General features: G+C 67.9%; 20 protein-coding genes. 15 read left to right on the top strand and 5 right to left on the bottom strand.

Annotation, left to right across the window (positions count from 1 at the left end):
• Nucleotides 1-13: 13 nt before the first annotated feature.
• Together ACSX1C_RS01250 and ACSX1C_RS01245 are read right to left on the bottom strand one after the other, a co-directional pair.
• The gene (locus ACSX1C_RS01250; RefSeq protein WP_439887893.1) at nucleotides 14-799 is read right to left on the bottom strand and encodes a hydroxypyruvate isomerase family protein; all 786 of its coding nucleotides are present in this window, start codon (nucleotides 797-799) and stop codon (nucleotides 14-16) included.
• Entirely contained in the window at nucleotides 796-1,686 is an 891-nt protein-coding gene (locus ACSX1C_RS01245; protein WP_439887892.1) for an NAD(P)-dependent oxidoreductase, read from the bottom strand. The genes ACSX1C_RS01250 and ACSX1C_RS01245 overlap by 4 nt, the downstream gene beginning before the upstream one ends.
• A 126-nt stretch (nucleotides 1,687-1,812) precedes the next feature.
• On the opposite strand from ACSX1C_RS01245, the gene ACSX1C_RS01240 reads away from it, so the two are divergent.
• The 4 genes from ACSX1C_RS01240 to phnE are packed head-to-tail and all read left to right on the top strand — an operon-like array spanning nucleotide 1,813 to nucleotide 5,079.
• Nucleotides 1,813-2,679, top strand: a complete 867-nt coding sequence (locus ACSX1C_RS01240) for a putative selenate ABC transporter substrate-binding protein (protein WP_439887891.1) — start codon at nucleotides 1,813-1,815, stop codon at nucleotides 2,677-2,679.
• The gene (locus ACSX1C_RS01235; protein WP_439887890.1) at nucleotides 2,676-3,479 is read left to right on the top strand and encodes a phosphonate ABC transporter ATP-binding protein; all 804 of its coding nucleotides are present in this window, start codon (nucleotides 2,676-2,678) and stop codon (nucleotides 3,477-3,479) included. Before ACSX1C_RS01240 ends, ACSX1C_RS01235 begins: the two co-directional genes overlap by 4 nt.
• Nucleotides 3,473-4,300, top strand: a complete 828-nt coding sequence (locus ACSX1C_RS01230; protein WP_439887889.1) for a PhnE/PtxC family ABC transporter permease — start codon at nucleotides 3,473-3,475, stop codon at nucleotides 4,298-4,300. The genes ACSX1C_RS01235 and ACSX1C_RS01230 overlap by 7 nt, the downstream gene beginning before the upstream one ends.
• 20 nt (nucleotides 4,301-4,320) lie before the next feature.
• On the top strand, nucleotides 4,321-5,079 hold the full coding sequence (phnE, locus tag ACSX1C_RS01225; protein ID WP_439889462.1) for a phosphonate ABC transporter, permease protein PhnE: 759 nt from the start codon (nucleotides 4,321-4,323) through the stop codon (nucleotides 5,077-5,079).
• On the opposite strand, the gene ACSX1C_RS01220 is transcribed toward phnE, so the two are convergent.
• A complete protein-coding gene (locus ACSX1C_RS01220; protein ID WP_439887888.1) occupies nucleotides 5,076-5,444 on the bottom strand; it encodes a DUF5064 family protein in 369 nt (122 codons plus the stop codon). The two genes, phnE and ACSX1C_RS01220, sit on opposite strands and share 4 nt — an antisense overlap.
• An 81-nt stretch (nucleotides 5,445-5,525) precedes the next feature.
• Entirely contained in the window at nucleotides 5,526-5,837 is a 312-nt protein-coding gene (locus ACSX1C_RS01215) for a DUF2288 domain-containing protein (RefSeq protein ID WP_439887887.1), read from the bottom strand.
• A 296-nt stretch (nucleotides 5,838-6,133) separates the two neighbouring features.
• Between ACSX1C_RS01215 and ACSX1C_RS01210 the strand changes: the two genes are divergently transcribed.
• The 10 genes from ACSX1C_RS01210 to tsaA all read left to right on the top strand — a co-directional run bounded on the left by ACSX1C_RS01210 (nucleotide 6,134) and on the right by tsaA (nucleotide 14,753).
• Entirely contained in the window at nucleotides 6,134-7,255 is a 1,122-nt protein-coding gene (locus ACSX1C_RS01210) for a branched-chain amino acid ABC transporter substrate-binding protein (protein ID WP_439887886.1), read from the top strand.
• Between the two features lie 117 nt (nucleotides 7,256-7,372).
• On the top strand, nucleotides 7,373-8,296 hold the full coding sequence (gene livH / locus ACSX1C_RS01205; protein WP_213640805.1) for a high-affinity branched-chain amino acid ABC transporter permease LivH: 924 nt from the start codon (nucleotides 7,373-7,375) through the stop codon (nucleotides 8,294-8,296).
• Nucleotides 8,293-9,561 (top strand): high-affinity branched-chain amino acid ABC transporter permease LivM, encoded by a 1,269-nt coding sequence (locus ACSX1C_RS01200; protein ID WP_369958941.1) that lies wholly within the window; start codon nucleotides 8,293-8,295, stop codon nucleotides 9,559-9,561. The genes livH and ACSX1C_RS01200 overlap by 4 nt, the downstream gene beginning before the upstream one ends.
• Nucleotides 9,558-10,325 (top strand): high-affinity branched-chain amino acid ABC transporter ATP-binding protein LivG, encoded by a 768-nt coding sequence (gene livG, locus ACSX1C_RS01195; protein ID WP_439887885.1) that lies wholly within the window; start codon nucleotides 9,558-9,560, stop codon nucleotides 10,323-10,325. Before ACSX1C_RS01200 ends, livG begins: the two co-directional genes overlap by 4 nt.
• A gap of 2 nt (nucleotides 10,326-10,327) precedes the next feature.
• On the top strand, nucleotides 10,328-11,029 hold the full coding sequence (locus tag ACSX1C_RS01190; RefSeq protein WP_439887884.1) for an ABC transporter ATP-binding protein: 702 nt from the start codon (nucleotides 10,328-10,330) through the stop codon (nucleotides 11,027-11,029).
• Nucleotides 11,030-11,134: 105 nt separating this feature from the next.
• Nucleotides 11,135-11,845 (top strand): rRNA pseudouridine synthase, encoded by a 711-nt coding sequence (locus ACSX1C_RS01185; protein ID WP_439887883.1) that lies wholly within the window; start codon nucleotides 11,135-11,137, stop codon nucleotides 11,843-11,845.
• A gap of 64 nt (nucleotides 11,846-11,909) precedes the next feature.
• On the top strand, nucleotides 11,910-12,371 hold the full coding sequence (locus ACSX1C_RS01180) for a DUF1456 family protein (RefSeq protein WP_439887882.1): 462 nt from the start codon (nucleotides 11,910-11,912) through the stop codon (nucleotides 12,369-12,371).
• Nucleotides 12,372-12,539: 168 nt separating this feature from the next.
• Complete coding sequence (locus ACSX1C_RS01175; protein WP_439887881.1) at nucleotides 12,540-13,175, top strand: DUF1326 domain-containing protein; 636 nt, start codon at nucleotides 12,540-12,542, stop codon at nucleotides 13,173-13,175.
• A 47-nt stretch (nucleotides 13,176-13,222) separates the two neighbouring features.
• Nucleotides 13,223-13,984 (top strand): DUF2182 domain-containing protein, encoded by a 762-nt coding sequence (locus ACSX1C_RS01170; protein WP_439887880.1) that lies wholly within the window; start codon nucleotides 13,223-13,225, stop codon nucleotides 13,982-13,984.
• A 64-nt stretch (nucleotides 13,985-14,048) separates the two neighbouring features.
• Complete coding sequence (gene tsaA, locus ACSX1C_RS01165; protein WP_439889461.1) at nucleotides 14,049-14,753, top strand: tRNA (N6-threonylcarbamoyladenosine(37)-N6)-methyltransferase TrmO; 705 nt, start codon at nucleotides 14,049-14,051, stop codon at nucleotides 14,751-14,753.
• On the opposite strand, the gene ACSX1C_RS01160 is transcribed toward tsaA, so the two are convergent.
• Nucleotides 14,750-15,052: a putative quinol monooxygenase gene (locus tag ACSX1C_RS01160; RefSeq protein WP_439887879.1), complete on the bottom strand. Its 303-nt coding sequence runs from the start codon at nucleotides 15,050-15,052 to the stop codon at nucleotides 14,750-14,752. The genes tsaA and ACSX1C_RS01160 overlap by 4 nt on opposite strands.
• Before the next feature lie 60 nt (nucleotides 15,053-15,112).
• On the opposite strand from ACSX1C_RS01160, the gene ACSX1C_RS01155 reads away from it, so the two are divergent.
• Complete coding sequence (locus tag ACSX1C_RS01155) at nucleotides 15,113-15,520, top strand: VOC family protein (protein WP_439887878.1); 408 nt, start codon at nucleotides 15,113-15,115, stop codon at nucleotides 15,518-15,520.
• Nucleotides 15,521-15,587 lie beyond the last annotated feature (67 nt).

Below are 15,587 nucleotides of genomic sequence, written 5' to 3'. Positions count from 1 at the left end.
GGACGCCGCGGACTCAGGCACTGGCACGCCACCCGGCCAACCAGCCCAACCCCGCCCGCGTCCCCTCTTCCCCCGGCCGGTACTCCGCCCCCAGCCAGCCGCGATAGCCGGTGGCCCGCAGGGCCGCCAGCGCCGGGGCGAAGTCCAGCTGCCCGCTGCCCGGCGCGCCGCGCCCCGGGCAGTCGGCGAACTGCACATGACCGATGCGCCCGGCCAGCCGCTCGATCCCCGCGACCGGGTCGATGCCCTGGCGGGCCATGTGGTAAAGGTCGTACTGGGCCAGGCAGTTGGGGTGATCGACTGCCCCCAGCAGCTCGTCCAGCTGCTGCGGCGTGTTGATCAGGAAACCCGGCATGTCCAGGGGATTGATCGCCTCCACCAACACCCCGATGCCCAGCAGCTGGAAGGCCTCGGCGGCCCGCCGCAGATTGCCGACCAGGGTCTGGAGCGCCTGCTCTCGACCGACCCCTTCGGCCAACCGCCCCGGCAGCACGTTGACCCAGCTCGGCCGGGTCATGGCCGCGTAGCTCAGCGCCTGCTGCAGCGCCGCGGCGAACTCGCCCTGGCGCGCCGGTACCGCGGCCAGGCCGACGCCACCGCCCATCAGGTCGCCGGCCGGCAGGTTGATCAGCACCAGGGGCAGGCCGGCGCGCTCCAGCGCCTCCTTCAGGGCGATGGCCGGCAGCTCGTAGGGAAACTGGATCTCCACGCCGTCGAAACCGGCCGCGCCGGCGGCGACGATACGCTCGCGCAGCGGCAGTTCGGCGAACAGCAGCGACAGGTTGGCGGCGATCTTCATGCCCGGCCCGCCCGATACAGCTCGACCAGGGTCGCCGGGTCGCGCTCCAGGTTGCCCTGACTGCCGTGCAGGCGCATCAGCTGCGCGGCCAGGCCGCTGAGCGGCGCCGCCGAGCCGGTCTCGCCGCTCAGCCTGACCGCCGTGTCCAGATCCTTGAGCAGAGTGCGCACGTGCCACTTGACCGGCTCGAACTGGCTGGCGGCCATCTGCGGGGCGAGAATCTGCAGCGGCTTGGAATCGGCGAAGCCACCGGCCAGGGCCTGGGCGATCAGGCCGGCATCGACCCCGGCCCGCTCGGCCAGGGCCACCGCCTCGGCGATCACCAGGGCATTGCAGGCGACCAGCATCTGGTTGCACGCCTTGGTCACCTGGCCGGCGCCCACCTCGCCCATGCGCGTGGTGCGCTGCCCCAGGTGGCCGAGAATCGGCCGCACCCGCTCGACATCCGCCTCGCGGCCGCCGGCCATGATCGCCAGACTGCCGGCCTCGGCCCCCGCGGTGCCGCCGGAGACCGGCGCATCCACCCAGCGCATGCCCGTGCGTGCCTCCAGCTCGGCCGCCATCTCGCGGGTCGCCGCCGGCTCCAGGCTGGACAGATCCAGCAGCAGCTGCCCCGGCCTGGCGCCCTCGACTATGCCGCCGGGGCCGAACACCACCTCGCGCACCACCGCGGTATCGGCCAGGCACAGCAGCACCACTTCGGTACCGTCGCACAGCTCGGCGGGGCTCGCCGCCAGGCGTGCGCCCTGCTCCAGCAGCGGCGCGCACTTGTCCGGCGAGCGGTTCCACACCCGCAGCGGGTAGCCGGCGGCGAGCAGCCGGCGGGTCATGGGCAAGCCCATCAGGCCGATGCCGGCGAAGGCGATGGCAGGCAGCGAGGCGGTCATGCAGAAGCTCCTTGGAAGTCCCGGGAAAGCTCCATGTTAACCGCGAAGTCAGTTCTTGGAAGCTGCGCAGAATCGCACTTGTCCCTATAATCCGCCCGCTTTCCCCGCTATTGAACCGGAGAACCCATGAAGCTCAAGCACTCCCTGGCGCTGGTCGCCGGCCTCGCCCTGTCCGTTTCCGCCCTCTGCGCCCAGGCCGCCGAGGTCCTCAAGGTCTCGGCCATCCCCGACGAGGCCCCCACCGAACTGCTGCGCAAATTCCAACCCCTGGGTGCCTACCTCGAGCAACAGCTGGGCATGCCGGTCGAGTTCGTCCCGGTGACCGACTACGCCGCGGTGGTCGAGGCCCTCGCCGCCGATCGCATCGACCTGGCCTGGCTGGGCGGCTTCACCTTCGTCCAGGCGCGCCTGAAGAGCGGCGACGCTGCGCACGCCGCCATCCCCCTGGTGCAGCGCGCCGAGGACGAGAAGTTCACCAGCAAGATCATCAGCGCCGACCCGGCCGTGCACTCGCTGCAGGACCTCAAGGGCAAGACCTTCGCCTTCGGCTCGGTGTCCTCCACCTCCGGCAGCCTGATGCCGCGTTACTTCATGCTCAAGGACGGCATCAAGCCGGAAGACTTCTTCAGCCGCATCGCCTATTCCGGCGCCCACGACGCCACCGCCGCCTGGGTCCAGGCCGGCAAGGCCGACGGCGGCGTGCTCAACGCCTCGGTGTGGGACAAGCTGGTCGCCGCCGGCAAGGTCGACACCGACAAGGTCCGGGTGATCGCCACCACCCCGCCCTACTACGACTACAACTGGACGGTGCGCGGCAACCTCGACCCGGCCCTGCGCGACAAGCTCAAGGCCGCCTTCCTCGCCCTCGACCCGGCCAACCCGGAGCACAAGGCCATCCTCGACCTGCAGGCGGCCAGCCGCTTCATCGAAACCCAGGCGGAGAACTACCAAGGCATCGAGGAAGCAGCCCGCGCGGCCGGCCTGTTGCAGTGAGCCTGAGCCTCGAAGGCGTGGGCCTGGCCCACGCCAACGGCCGGGTCGCCCTCAGCCATATCGACCTGCAGGTCCGCGCCGGTGAACGCCTGGCCATCATCGGCCCCTCCGGGGCGGGCAAGACCAGCCTGCTGCGCCTGCTCGCCACCAGCCTGCGCCCCAGCGGCGGCCGGCTCAGCCTGCTCGAGCAGCAGCCCTGGCAGCTCGGTGCCCGCCAGCGCCAACGCCTGCGCGCGCGCATCGGCCTGATCCATCAGGCGCCTCCCCTGCCGCCGCGCCAGCGCGTGGTCACCGCGGTGCTGGCCGGTCGGCTGGGCCAGTGGTCGTTGGGCAGGAGCCTGCTCAGCCTGCTGCACCCGGTCGACATCCAGGGCGCCCAGACCGCCCTGGCGCGCCTCGACCTGGGCGACAAACTCTTCGAACGCTGCGACCAGCTGTCCGGTGGCCAGCTGCAGCGCGTCGGCATCGCCCGGGTGCTGTACCAGGCACCCGAACTGATCCTCGCCGACGAGCCGGTGTCGGCCATGGACCCCCTGCTCGCCGGGCATACCCTGAGCGTACTCAACCACGAGGCGGCCAGTCGCGGCATGACCCTGCTGGCCAGCCTGCACGCGGTGGACCTGGCCCTGGCGCACTTCCCGCGGATCATCGGCCTGCGCGACGGTCGGATCGTCTTCGACCTGCCGCCGGCGGCGATCCAGCCGGCCCAGCTGGACGCCCTGTACGCCAACGAACAGCTGCAGGCCACGCCCGCCTCGCCAACGCCGCCGCAGCCGAGCGTGCAGATTCCGCGATGCTGAACCCGAGTCCCCGCGACCCGGCCGCCCTGCCGCACCTGGCATTGGCCCTGCTCGCCCTGACGCTGCTGTGGCCCGGCTTGAGCATCAGCGAGCTGGACCTGGGGGTGCTGTTCGACGACGATAATGCCGCGAACATGGGCCGCTTCCTCGGCGACTTCTGGCCACCGGCCCATGACGGCGAGTTCCTCCGTCTGCTCGGCCGCGCCACCCTGGAAACCCTGGCCATTGCCACGGCCGGCATGGCCCTGGCCCTGCTGCTGGCGGTGCCCGGCGCGCTGCTGGCCAGCCGCGCCCTGTCGCTGTCGGCGCTGCACCGTAGCGGTCGCCCGGCCTGGTGGGCGCAGGCCCTGCGCTGGCCGGTGCGCGCGGCGCTGATCCTGCTGCGCAGCGTGCCGGAGATCGTCTGGGCGCTGCTGTTCGTGCGCGCCGTCGGCCTGGGCCCCACCGCCGGGGTGCTGGCCATCGCCATCACCTACAGCGGCATGCTCGGCAAGGTCTACGCGGAGATCTTCGAGTCGGTCGACCCGCGCCCCGGCCGCGCCCTGCTGGTCGCCGGCAGCCCGCGCCTGGCCGCCTTCGCCTATGGCGTACTGCCCGCGGCGGCGGCGGAGATGCTGTCCTACACGGTCTATCGCTGGGAGTGCGCGATCCGCGCCTCGGTGGTGATGGGCTTCGTCGGGGCCGGCGGCCTGGGCCAGCAAATCGACCTGTCGCTGCGCATGTTCGCCGGCGCCGAGGTGGCGAGCATGCTGCTGTGCTTCCTGGTCCTGGTGCTGCTGGCCGACCAGCTCAGTCGCCTGCTGCGCGGGAGGCTGCTGTGAGAGGCTCGGCATCCCGGCGACTGGTCAATATCGCGCTGCTGCTGGCTTTGGCGGCGGCGGTGCCGGCCTCGTTCCTCTACCTGAACATCGATCTCTCGAGCCTGTTTGCCGGCGACAGCCTGAACCAGATGGGCGGATACGCCGGCGCCTTCCTTCACCCCGACTTCTCCGCCGAGCACCTACGGGCCATCGGCCGCGGCGCCATCGAGACCCTGGCCATGTCGGCCGTCGGCACCCTGCTGGCGGTAGCGCTCGGCCTGCTGCTCGCCTTGCCGGCCGCCGGGCGCCTGGGCTGGTTGGCGCACAGCGTTGCGCGCCTGCTGCTCAATGCCCTGCGCGCGGTCCCGGAGCTGGTCTGGGCGGCCCTGGTAGTGCTGGCAGCCGGCCTGGGGCCGAATGCCGGCACCCTGGCCCTGGCCCTGCACACCGCCGGCGTGCTCGGCCGGTTGTTCGCCGAGGCCCTGGAGAACACCCCGAACGCACCGGCCGAGGCCATTCGCCTGGGCGGCGGCGGGTCGCTCGTGGCCTTCTGCTACGGCACCCTGCCCAGCCTCTGGCCGCAACTGGTGGCCTATTCGCTGTATCGCTGGGAAAACAACATCCGCATGGCCAGCGTGCTGGGCTTCGTCGGCGCCGGCGGCCTGGGCCAGATGCTCTATGTCCACCTCAGCCTGTTTCAGGAAGCCCGGGCGGCGAGCGTGATTCTGGCCATGCTGATTCTGGTGCTGGGCGTCGACGCCTTGAGCAACTGGGCGCGCCAGCGCTGGGTCAGCGCCTAGAGCCCGTCCTTTTCCAGATGGTCGAGGTCTACCGGGTCGCCGGTATGACTACCGAGCTTGGCCCGGATGTCGGCGAACATGTGGTCGTATTCCTGGTGATCGCGCAGCAACAGGCTGGTGCCGGCCGGCAGGCCATGTTTGCGGGCGATGCGGCTGGCCACGCTGGCGAAATTGAAGGCCGTGTCGCGGTGCAGTTCGAATTCTTCCTCGAAGGCCTTGCCCGCCACCTCGCCGTGCAGGCGCATGTGCAGCATCGGCCCCTCCACCGGGTCCTGGCGTACCTCGTAGTGCAGGTCGATGCTGAACTTGGGCTGGTCGGCGGTGGCGACCGGGTTGACGCGGTGCAGATGGCCCGGCTCGAACATGGCGACGCTCCTCCTGCGAATCAGCATCGAGCATAGTCGCTCGCCGCTCAGCCTGCCGCCCAGTCCGTCCGCTACGCGGACTCAGGTCGGGCGTTCGGCGCGCTCCTGCACCAGTACCCAGGGGGCCACGACCACGGCCCAGAGCTGCGGGTCCCGTGCCAGCAGATCCGCGGCGAGACCATCGTCGACCTTGCGCAGCAGGCCGCCCTGCAACCAGCCGGCGACTCGGGCCTGGTCATTCTCGGCCACGGCCTCGGCCACTGCGACCAGGTCCTGGGCCCCTTCGACCCACAGCAGCGCGCCCCGGGCGAAGAAAGGCTGCAGCTCCTGCCAACGAATAGGGGCCGTTTCTCCAAGCAGCTTGGCATATAGGGTGCTAGGTTGTTCAGTCATGGTGTGCCTGTCGTGGATGCCGGATTTCAGTCGGCGGCCATGATAGCGCCGGTCACCGCTCAGGCAAGCGCGCCGGACGTTGGCCGAGGCTGTCGAGGCACGCCGCTTTTCTATACATTCCTTGCACTTAAGCGACACCCTGCTGTTTTGCCCCCAGCAGCCAGCTTTTCAAGGCGCGAACCGGCGCTCTACACTGCACCGGTACAGTTGCCGGGGGTACAGCCGGGGAAACAACCCGGTTCTGCAGCTTTGGCCGCCAGAACTACAACAATGAAGAACCATAAGAGTGGAGCACTATGAACAAGGCTACTAAGCAGATTTCCAAACTGTTTGCCGCCATGGCCATGGCCGGCGTCGCCAGCTACTCGGTCGCGGCCGACACCATCAAGATCGGCATGGCCGGTCCGGTTACCGGCGCCGTCGCCCAGTACGGCGAGATGCAATTCATCGGCGCCGAGATGGCCATCGAGCAGATCAACAAGGCCGGCGGGGTGAACGGCGCGATGCTCGAAGGCATCAAGTACGACGACGCCTGCGATCCGAAGCAGGCCGTGGCCGTGGCCAACAAGATCGTCAACGACGAGGTCAGCTTCGTCATTGGCCACCTGTGCTCCAGCTCCACTCAGCCGGCGTCCGACATCTACGAAGACGAAGGCATCCTGATGATCACCCCGGCCTCCACCAGCCCGGACATCACCTCCCGCGGCTACGAGCTGGTGTTCCGCACCATCGGCCTGGACAGCCTGCAGGGCCCGACCGCCGGCAACTTCATCGCCGACCACATCAAGCCGCAAAGCGTCGCGGTCATCCACGACAAGCAGCAATACGGCGAAGGCATTGCCACCGCGGTCAAGCAGACCCTGGAAGGCAAGGGCGTGAAGGTCGCCCTGTTCGAAGGCATCAACGCCGGCGACAAGGACTTCTCGGCGATGATCTCCAAGCTCAAGCAGGCCAACGTGGACTTCGTCTACTACGGCGGCTACCACCCCGAGCTGGGCCTGCTGCTGCGCCAGTCGTCCGAGAAGGGCCTGAAGGCCAAGTTCATGGGTCCGGAAGGCGTGGGTAACAAGGAAATCTCCGCCATCGCCGGCCCGGCCTCCGAGGGCCTGCTGGTGACCCTGCCGAAGTCCTTCGACCAGGATCCGAAGAACCAGGCGCTGGTCGAGGCCTTCAAGGCCAAGAACCAGGACCCGACCGGTCCGTTCGTGTTCCCGGCCTATGCCGCCGTGCAGGTCATCGCCGAAGGCATCGCGAAGGCCGGCGCCACCGACACCGCCAAGGTCGCCGCAGCCCTGCGCGCCAACAGCTTCGACACCCCGACCGGTACCCTGGCCTTCGACGAGAAGGGTGACCTGAAGGACTTCAGCTTCGTGGTCTACGAATGGCACCAGGACGGCACCAAGTCCGAAGCCAAGTAAGCGTCCCGCCTGAACCCAAAGCCCACTGCAACCGCAGTGGGTTTTGTTTATTAGAAGAATTCCGGTCTCATGCTGCGCCACAAGCGCCGCCGTGCGTGCTGACCCAGGAGTTAGGCAATGCCTGATCTTTATCACTACCTGCAACAGCTGGTTAACGGCCTGACCGTTGGCAGCACCTATGCCCTGATCGCCATCGGCTACACCATGGTCTACGGCATCATCGGCATGATCAACTTCGCCCACGGCGAGGTTTACATGATCGGCTCGTACGTAGCCTTCATCGCCATCACCGCCCTCGCCATGTTCGGCCTGGACAGCCTGCCACTGGTCATGATCGCCGGCTTCGCCGCCAGCATCATCGTCTGCAGCGCCTACGGCTACAGCATCGAACGGGTCGCCTACCGTCCGCTGCGCGGCGGCAACCGCCTGATCCCGCTGATCTCGGCGATCGGCATGTCGATCTTCCTGCAGAACGAGGTATTGCTGGCCCAGGACTCCAAGGACAAGGCCATCCCCAACCCGCTGCCGGGCAACTTCGTGTTCGGTGAAAGCACCATGAACGGCGTGGTGATCTCCTATACCCAGGTACTGATCTTCGTCGTCACCTTCCTGGCGATGGTCGGCCTGACCCTGTTCATCGCCCGCTCGCGCCTCGGCCGCGCCTGCCGCGCCAGTGCCGAAGACCTGAAGATGGCCAACCTGCTGGGCATCAACACCAACAACATCATCGCCCTGACCTTCGTCATCGGCGCCGCCCTGGCCGCCGTGGCCGCGGTGCTGCTGGGCATGCAATACGGCGTGATCAACCCGCACCTGGGCTTCCTCGCCGGCATCAAGGCCTTCACCGCCGCGGTACTCGGCGGCATCGGCAGCATCCCTGGCGCCATGCTCGGCGGCCTGGTGCTGGGCGTGGCCGAGGCCTTCGGCGCCGATATCTTCGGCGACCAGTACAAGGACGTGGTGGCCTTCAGCCTGCTGGTGCTGGTCCTGCTGTTCCGCCCGACCGGTATCCTCGGCCGTCCGGAGGTTGAAAAGGTATGAACCCGTCTATTCGCAGTAACCTCAAGACCGCGTTCTTCAGTGCCCTGCTGGTAGTCGCCGTGGCCTATCCGGTGATCGGCCTGAAGCTGACCACCGTGGGCATCAGCCTGCAGGTGCAGGGCGCCAGTCCGGCCGTGCTCTGGACCATCGCCGCCTGCGCCATCGCCATGTTCTTCTGGCAGCTGCTGCGCGACCGGATCGGCACCGCCTGGTCCAGCGCACCCAGCCTGCCGAAGGTCCCTAGCCAGGCCAGCGACTTCCTCACCCAACCGGCTACGCAACGCTGGGCGGTGCTCGCCCTGGTCCTGGTCGCCCTGGCCTGGCCGTTCTTCGGCAGCCGCGGCGCGGTGGACATCGCCACGCTGATCCTGATCTACGTGATGCTCGGCCTCGGCCTGAACATCGTGGTCGGCCTGGCCGGCCTGCTCGACCTGGGCTACGTCGGCTTCTACGCGGTGGGTGCCTACAGCTATGCGCTGCTGTCGCACTACTACGGCCTGGGCTTCTGGGTGTGCCTGCCGATCGCCGGCCTGATGGCGGCGTTCTTCGGCTTCATCCTCGGCTTCCCGGTGCTACGCCTACGCGGCGACTACCTGGCCATCGTCACCCTCGGCTTCGGCGAGATCATCCGCATCCTGCTGCGCAACATGACCGAGCTGACCGGCGGCCCCAACGGCATCAGCAACATCGACAAGCCGACCCTGTTCGGCCTGTCCTTCGAGCGCCGCGCCGAAGAGGGCCTGCAGACCTTCCATGAGTTCTTCGGGGTTGCCTACCAGTCGATCAACAAGGTGATCTTCCTCTACCTGATCGCCCTGCTGCTGGTGCTGCTCACCCTGTTCGTGATCAACCGCCTGCTGCGCATGCCGATCGGCCGGGCCTGGGAGGCCCTGCGCGAAGACGAGATCGCCTGCCGCGCGCTGGGCATGAACCCCACCGTGATCAAACTCTCGGCCTTCACCCTGGGCGCCTGCTTCGCCGGTTTCGCCGGCAGCTTCTTCGCCGCGCGCCAGGGCCTGGTGACCCCGGAGTCCTTCACCTTCATCGAGTCGGCGATCATCCTCGCCATCGTCGTTTTGGGCGGCATGGGCTCGCAGCTGGGGATCATCCTCGCCGCGGTGGTGATGATCCTGTTGCCGGAACTGGCCCGCGAGTTCAACGAGTACCGCATGCTGATGTTCGGCGCGCTGATGGTACTGATGATGATCTGGCGTCCGCAGGGGCTGTTGCCCATGCAGCGCCCGCACCTGGAGCTGAAACCATGAGCCGCCCGATCCTAGAAGTAAGCGGCCTGTCCATGCGCTTCGGCGGCCTGCTGGCCGTCAACGGGGTGGGCCTGAAAGTCGACGAGAAGCAGGTGGTGTCGATGATCGGTCCGAACGGCGCCGGCAAGACCACCGTATTCAACTGCCTGACCGGTTTCTACCAACCCACCAGCGGCAGCATCCGCCTGAACGGCGAGCAGATCGAGGGCCTGCCGGGCCACAAGATCGCCCACAAGGGCGTGGTGCGTACCTTCCAGAACGTGCGCCTGTTCAAGGAAATGACCGCGGTGGAGAACCTGCTGGTGGCCCAGCACCGCCACCTCAACACCAACTTCCTCGCCGGCCTACTGAAGACCCCGAGCTTCCGCAGGAGCGAGCGCCAGGCCATGGAATACGCCGCGCACTGGCTGGAACGGGTCAACCTGACCGAGTTCGCCAACCGTCCGGCCGGCACCCTGGCCTACGGTCAGCAGCGCCGCCTGGAGATCGCCCGTTGCATGATGACGCGCCCGCGCATCCTCATGCTCGACGAGCCGGCGGCCGGCCTCAACCCCAAGGAGACCGACGACCTCAAGGCGCTGATCGGCCTGCTGCGCAACCAGCACAACGTCACCGTGCTGCTGATCGAGCACGACATGAAGCTGGTCATGAGCATTTCCGACCATATCTATGTGATCAACCAGGGCACGCCCCTGGCCGACGGTACGCCGGAGCAGATCCGCGACAACCCCGACGTGATCAAAGCCTATCTGGGGGAGGCGTAAGCATGCTGACTTTCGACAAGGTTTCCACCTTCTACGGCAAGATCCAGGCCCTGCACGACGTCAGCGTCGAGGTGCGCCAGGGCGAGATCGTCACCCTGATCGGCGCCAACGGCGCCGGCAAGTCGACCCTGCTGATGACCCTGTGCGGCAACCCCCAGGCCACCAGCGGCAGCATCCGCTACCAGGGCGAGGAGCTGGTCGGCCAGGACACCCCCGACATCATGCGCAAGAGCATCGCCATCGTCCCCGAGGGCCGCCGGGTGTTCGCCCGCCTGACCGTCGAGGAGAATCTGGTGATGGGCGGTTTCTTCACCGCCAAGGACGAGTTCCGCGAGCAGATGGACAAGGTCCTGCACCTGTTCCCGCGCCTGAAGGAGCGCCTCACCCAGCGTGCCGGCACCATGTCCGGCGGCGAGCAGCAGATGCTCGCCATCGGCCGCGCGCTGATGAGCACGCCCAAGCTGCTGCTGCTCGACGAGCCCTCCCTGGGCCTGGCACCGATCATCATCCAGCAGATCTTCGACATCATCGAGCAGCTGCGCAAGGACGGCGTGACCATCTTCCTGGTCGAACAGAACGCCAACCAGGCGCTCAAGCTGGCCGATCGCGGTTATGTGCTGGAGAACGGGCGGATCGTCATGCAGGGCAGCGGCCAGGAGCTGTTGACCAACCCCAAGGTACGCGACGCCTACCTCGGCGGCTGAACCGGCCGGCAGTCAGAAAACCGCTCCTCGGAGCGGTTTTTTTATCCGCGTGCCGCCGCCCCGGGCGGTTACAATGGCCGCCCTCCCCTTGCCGCCGAGCCTGCCATGACCGACCCCATTCGCCTGTCCAAGCGCCTGATCGAACTGGTCGGCTGCTCGCGCCGCGAGGCCGAGCTGTATATCCAGGGCGGCTGGGTGCGGGTCGACGGCGAAGTGGTGGACGAGCCGCAGTTCAAGGTGCTGGATCAGCAAATCGAACTGCTCCCGGATGCCGTCGCCGCGCCGCTGGAGCCGGCCACCCTGCTGCTGCATGTGCCCAGCGGCCACGCCCCGGCGAGTGCTGTCGAGACGCTCGGCGTGGCCAATCACTGGCCGGACGATGCCTCCGGCCTGCGCCCGCTGAAGGGCCATTTCGCCCGCCTGACCCCCTGCATCCCGCTGCAGGCCGGCGCCGACGGCCTGCACGTGCTGACCCAGGACTGGCGCGTCGAGCGCAAGCTGCGGGAAGACCTGAGCAAGCTGGAGCAGGAGTACGTGGTCGAGGTCAGTGGCCAGCTCAGCGCCGCCGAGCTCAAGCGCCTCAATCACGGCCTGAGCCTCAACGGCGCGCCGCTGCCGCCCTGCAAGGTCAGCTGGCAAAGCGAGACCCGCCTGCGCTTCGCCCTGAAGAACCCCCAGCCCGGGCAGATCGTGTTCATGTGCAACAGCCTCGGCCTCAAGGTGCTGGGGCTCAAACGCATCCGCATCGGCGGCGTGCCGATGGCCAAGGTGCCCGCCGGCCAGTGGCGCTACCTGGCCGCCAAGGAACGCTTCTAGACACCGCGCTTTCGCCGCCGCTGCGCAGAGCGCGGCGGCCCCTCTTATTTCCCAGGATCTTCCCATGCTCAACAACGATGTACTGCGCAGCCTGCGCTACAGCCTCGACCTCGGCGACGCGCAGATGGCCGATATCATTCGACTCGGCGGCCTGCAGGTCGCCGCGAACCAGGTCAGCGCCGTGCTGAAGAAGGACGACGAGGAAGGCTTTCAGGCCTGCGACGACGAACTGATGGCGCATTTCCTCGACGGCCTGGTGTACTTCAAGCGCGGCAAGGACGACAGCCGCCCGCCGCAGCCCTTCGAGCTGCCGGTGACCAACAACATGGTGCTGAAGAAGCTGCGGGTGGCCTTCGAGCTGAAGGAAGACGACATGCACGCGATCATGCAGAGCGTCGACTGTCCGGTGTCCAAGCCGGAGATGAGCGCGCTGTTCCGCAAGGCCGGTCACAGCAACTACCGCCCCTGCGGCGACCAGTTCCTGCGCAACTTCCTCCGGGGCCTGACCCTGCGCCTGCGCGGCTGAATCGCAGGCCCGGGCCCTCTCCGCAGGCCGTCGAGGCCGATCCCTGCTCGGCCCCGCTCCCCGCGGCAGCCGCTAGTCCGCCGCGCCCGCCGGACGCTGCGCCGTTGCTAACCTTCTAGATGGGGTTCATCGCACCTCGAGCCGTTCGATACGGCAAGGAGGACAGCCATGAGCATGGCTGACTGGCGCATGCAGGGCGTCGAATTTGCTACCTGCAACTGCAATTGGGGCTGCCCCTGCCAATTCAGCGCATTGCCCAGCCACGGCAACTGCGAGGCCGTGGTGTCGATGCGTATCGACCAGGGGCACTACGAAGACGTCAAGCTCGACGGTCTGTGCTGGGTCGGCACCTTCGCCTGGCCCAAGGCCATTCACGAGGGCAATGGCCGCTGCCAGCTGTTTATCGAGGAACGGGCCACAGCCGAGCAACGCCAGGCGTTGCTGCGGATTCTCGCCGGCGAGGACACCGAGCCCGGCGCCACGGTGTTCTCGGTATTCGCCAGCACCCTCGGCGAGCTGTACGAACCGCAGTTCGTGCCCATCGAATTCAGCGTCGACGTCGACAAGCGCGAGGCGCGCACCCGCATTCCCGGGGTGCTGGAGGCCTGGGGCGAACCCATCCGCAACCCGGTCAGCGGCCAGCCCCAGGAGGCGCGCCTGGTACTGCCCAACGGTTTCGAGTTCACCGAGGCGCAGATGGCCAGCGGCAGCTACCGCACCCAGGGCGCGATCGAGATCCGGTCGCAGCAGGGTCACGGCCACTTCGCCCGCCTGCACTTCACCGGGCAGGGAGTGGTGCGCTGAACGCATGCGGACGGCCCGAGGCGCCCGGCGAAGCGCTGCGACGGCGCTTGCCCCATTGGCCACTGCAGCGCGAACAGTGGCTCAGCCTGCTGTGCCTGCTGGCGCTGACGGCCCTGGCCTGGGCGATACTGCTGCGCATGGCCGCAGACATGGCCTCGATGGCGGGCATGGCCGCCATGACCGTGACTCCGACGCCCTGGGGCCCCGACGATGCCCTGCTGATGTTGGCCATGTGGGCGGTGATGATGGTCGGCATGATGCTGCCCAGCGCCCTGCCGATGTTCCTGCTGTACCAGCAGATGCTGCGCAAGTACCTGGACCCGCCGGCGCGCCAGCTGGCCCTGCTGCTGTTCGGCCTGGCCTATCTGCTGCTGTGGGGCGCCTTCGGCCTGCTCGCCACCGCCCTGCAATGGAGCCTGGAGCAGCTCGCCCTGCTCGACCCGCAGCTGCGCAGCAACAGCCGCTGGCTCGGCGCCGCGCTGCTGCTGACTGCCGGCACCTACCAGTGGTTGCCGAGCAAGGCCGCCTGCCTGGCCCACTGCCGCGGCCCGGTGCTGTTTCTCATGGCTCATTGGCGTCCCGGCATCGCCGGCGGCTGGCGCATGGGCCTGGAGCATGCCGCCTACTGCCTGGGCTGTTGCTGGGCGCTGATGGGCCTGTTGTTCGTGGTGGGGGTGATGAACCTGCTGTGGGTGGCGGCGATCGGCGTCTATGTGCTGCTGGAGAAGACCCTGCCCCAGGGCCTCTGGCTGGGGCGATGCGCCGGGCTGCTGATGCTCGCCGCCGGCGCGGCGCTACTGCTCGCTTAGCCGGTGCTTAAGGTCACGGCGCGCAGCAGGTAAGATGGGCACCCCCGCCTTCGACCACCCGCCCATGTCCTACGCCGTATCGCCCATAGGTTTCCTGCGTTCCTGCTTCAAGGAGAAGTTCGCCATCCCGCGCCAGCCGCAGCTGGCGCCGGCCGCCCGCGGGGTTCTGGAACTGCTGCCGCCCTTCGACCAGGGCGAGGCGGTGCAAGGCCTGGAGCGGGTCAGCCATGTCTGGCTGCTGTTCCTGTTCCACCAGGCACTGGAAGACAAGCCGCGGCTGAAGGTGCGCCCACCGCGCCTGGGCGGCAATCAGTCGCTCGGCGTGTTCGCCAGCCGCGCCACCCACAGGCCCAACGGTATCGGTCAGTCGGTGGTCAAGCTGGATCGGGTCGAGCCGGGCCGCCTCTGGCTCTCGGGCATCGATCTGCTGGACGGCACGCCGATATTGGATATCAAGCCCTACGTGCCCTATGCCGACTGCGTCGGCGACGCGGTCAACGCCATCGCCGACAGCGCGCCACAGCCCATCGCCGTGGACTGGCAGGAAGCGGCGCTGCTCCAGGCCCGTGCGCACGGCCAACGCCTGGGCGAGCCGCTGGTCGAGCTGATCGAGCAGTGCCTGGCCCAGGACCCCCGCCCCGCCTATCAGGTGCCGCCCGCGCAGCGGCGTTACGGCGCCGCCTTCTGGGATGTCGACGTGCGCTGGCACTACCCCGAGCCCGGCCGCATCCGCGTCCTGGAAGTGGTGGCGACGAGCGCCGGCGCCTAGCGCCTCGGGTTGAGCGCCAGCACATCCGCCTCGATGGCCTCCTGGCTGAGGATCAGCGGCTCGACCAGCGGCCGGCTGGCGAGGAAGTGCGCGCTCTGCATATGCGCCTCGAACGCCGCCTCGTCGAGGTAGACCTCATAGAGCCAGACCAGGTGGGGATCGCTGCGGTCACGCAGCAGGTCGAAGGCCAGGCAGCCCGGCTCGTCACGCACCGAGGCCGCCGCGTTGACGCCCATGGCCGCCATGAAGGCATCGAAGCAGCCGGGCTTGAGTCGGGTCTTGAGCAATAGGCAGTACACTGTCGCATCCTTTTTGTCTTATATTGACTATTTATTGTATACAAATTGGAGTACAGATAAATGCTCGAACGCCCCGGACGCCTCAACGGCCTGCGCCATCTGGCCCTGCAGGTGCGCGACCTGGAAGCCTGCGAACGTTTCTACGTCGATATCCTCGGCATGCAGGTGCTGCATCGCGCCAGTCCCGATCTGGTCTACCTGACCTGCGGCAACGACAACCTCTCCCTCGGCCGCGCCCGTGGCGACAGCCAGGGCCCCCAGGCGATGGACCACTTCGGCTTCATCGTCGACAGCGTCGAGGAGCTGGAGGCCTGGTACCTGTACCTCAAGGACCGGGGCGTGCCCCTGCTGGACCGTCCCTTCGACCATGGCGACGGCGCGCGCAGCTTCCACCTGCTCGACCCGGCCGGCAACAAGGTGCAGCCGATCTACCACCCGGCAGTTTCCGGCCAGCATTTCAGCTCATAGGCCCCCGTTTACGCGACGGCATCTGCCCTCGGGCCGTTGCCGCCCGGCACCAGCCCCATGTGACGGA

The organism is Pseudomonas sp. MBLB4123, assembly GCF_051904775.1.
GTDB lineage: Bacteria > Pseudomonadota > Gammaproteobacteria > Pseudomonadales > Pseudomonadaceae > Aquipseudomonas > Aquipseudomonas benzenivorans_B.
This window is presented reverse-complemented; position numbering and strand designations above follow the sequence as displayed.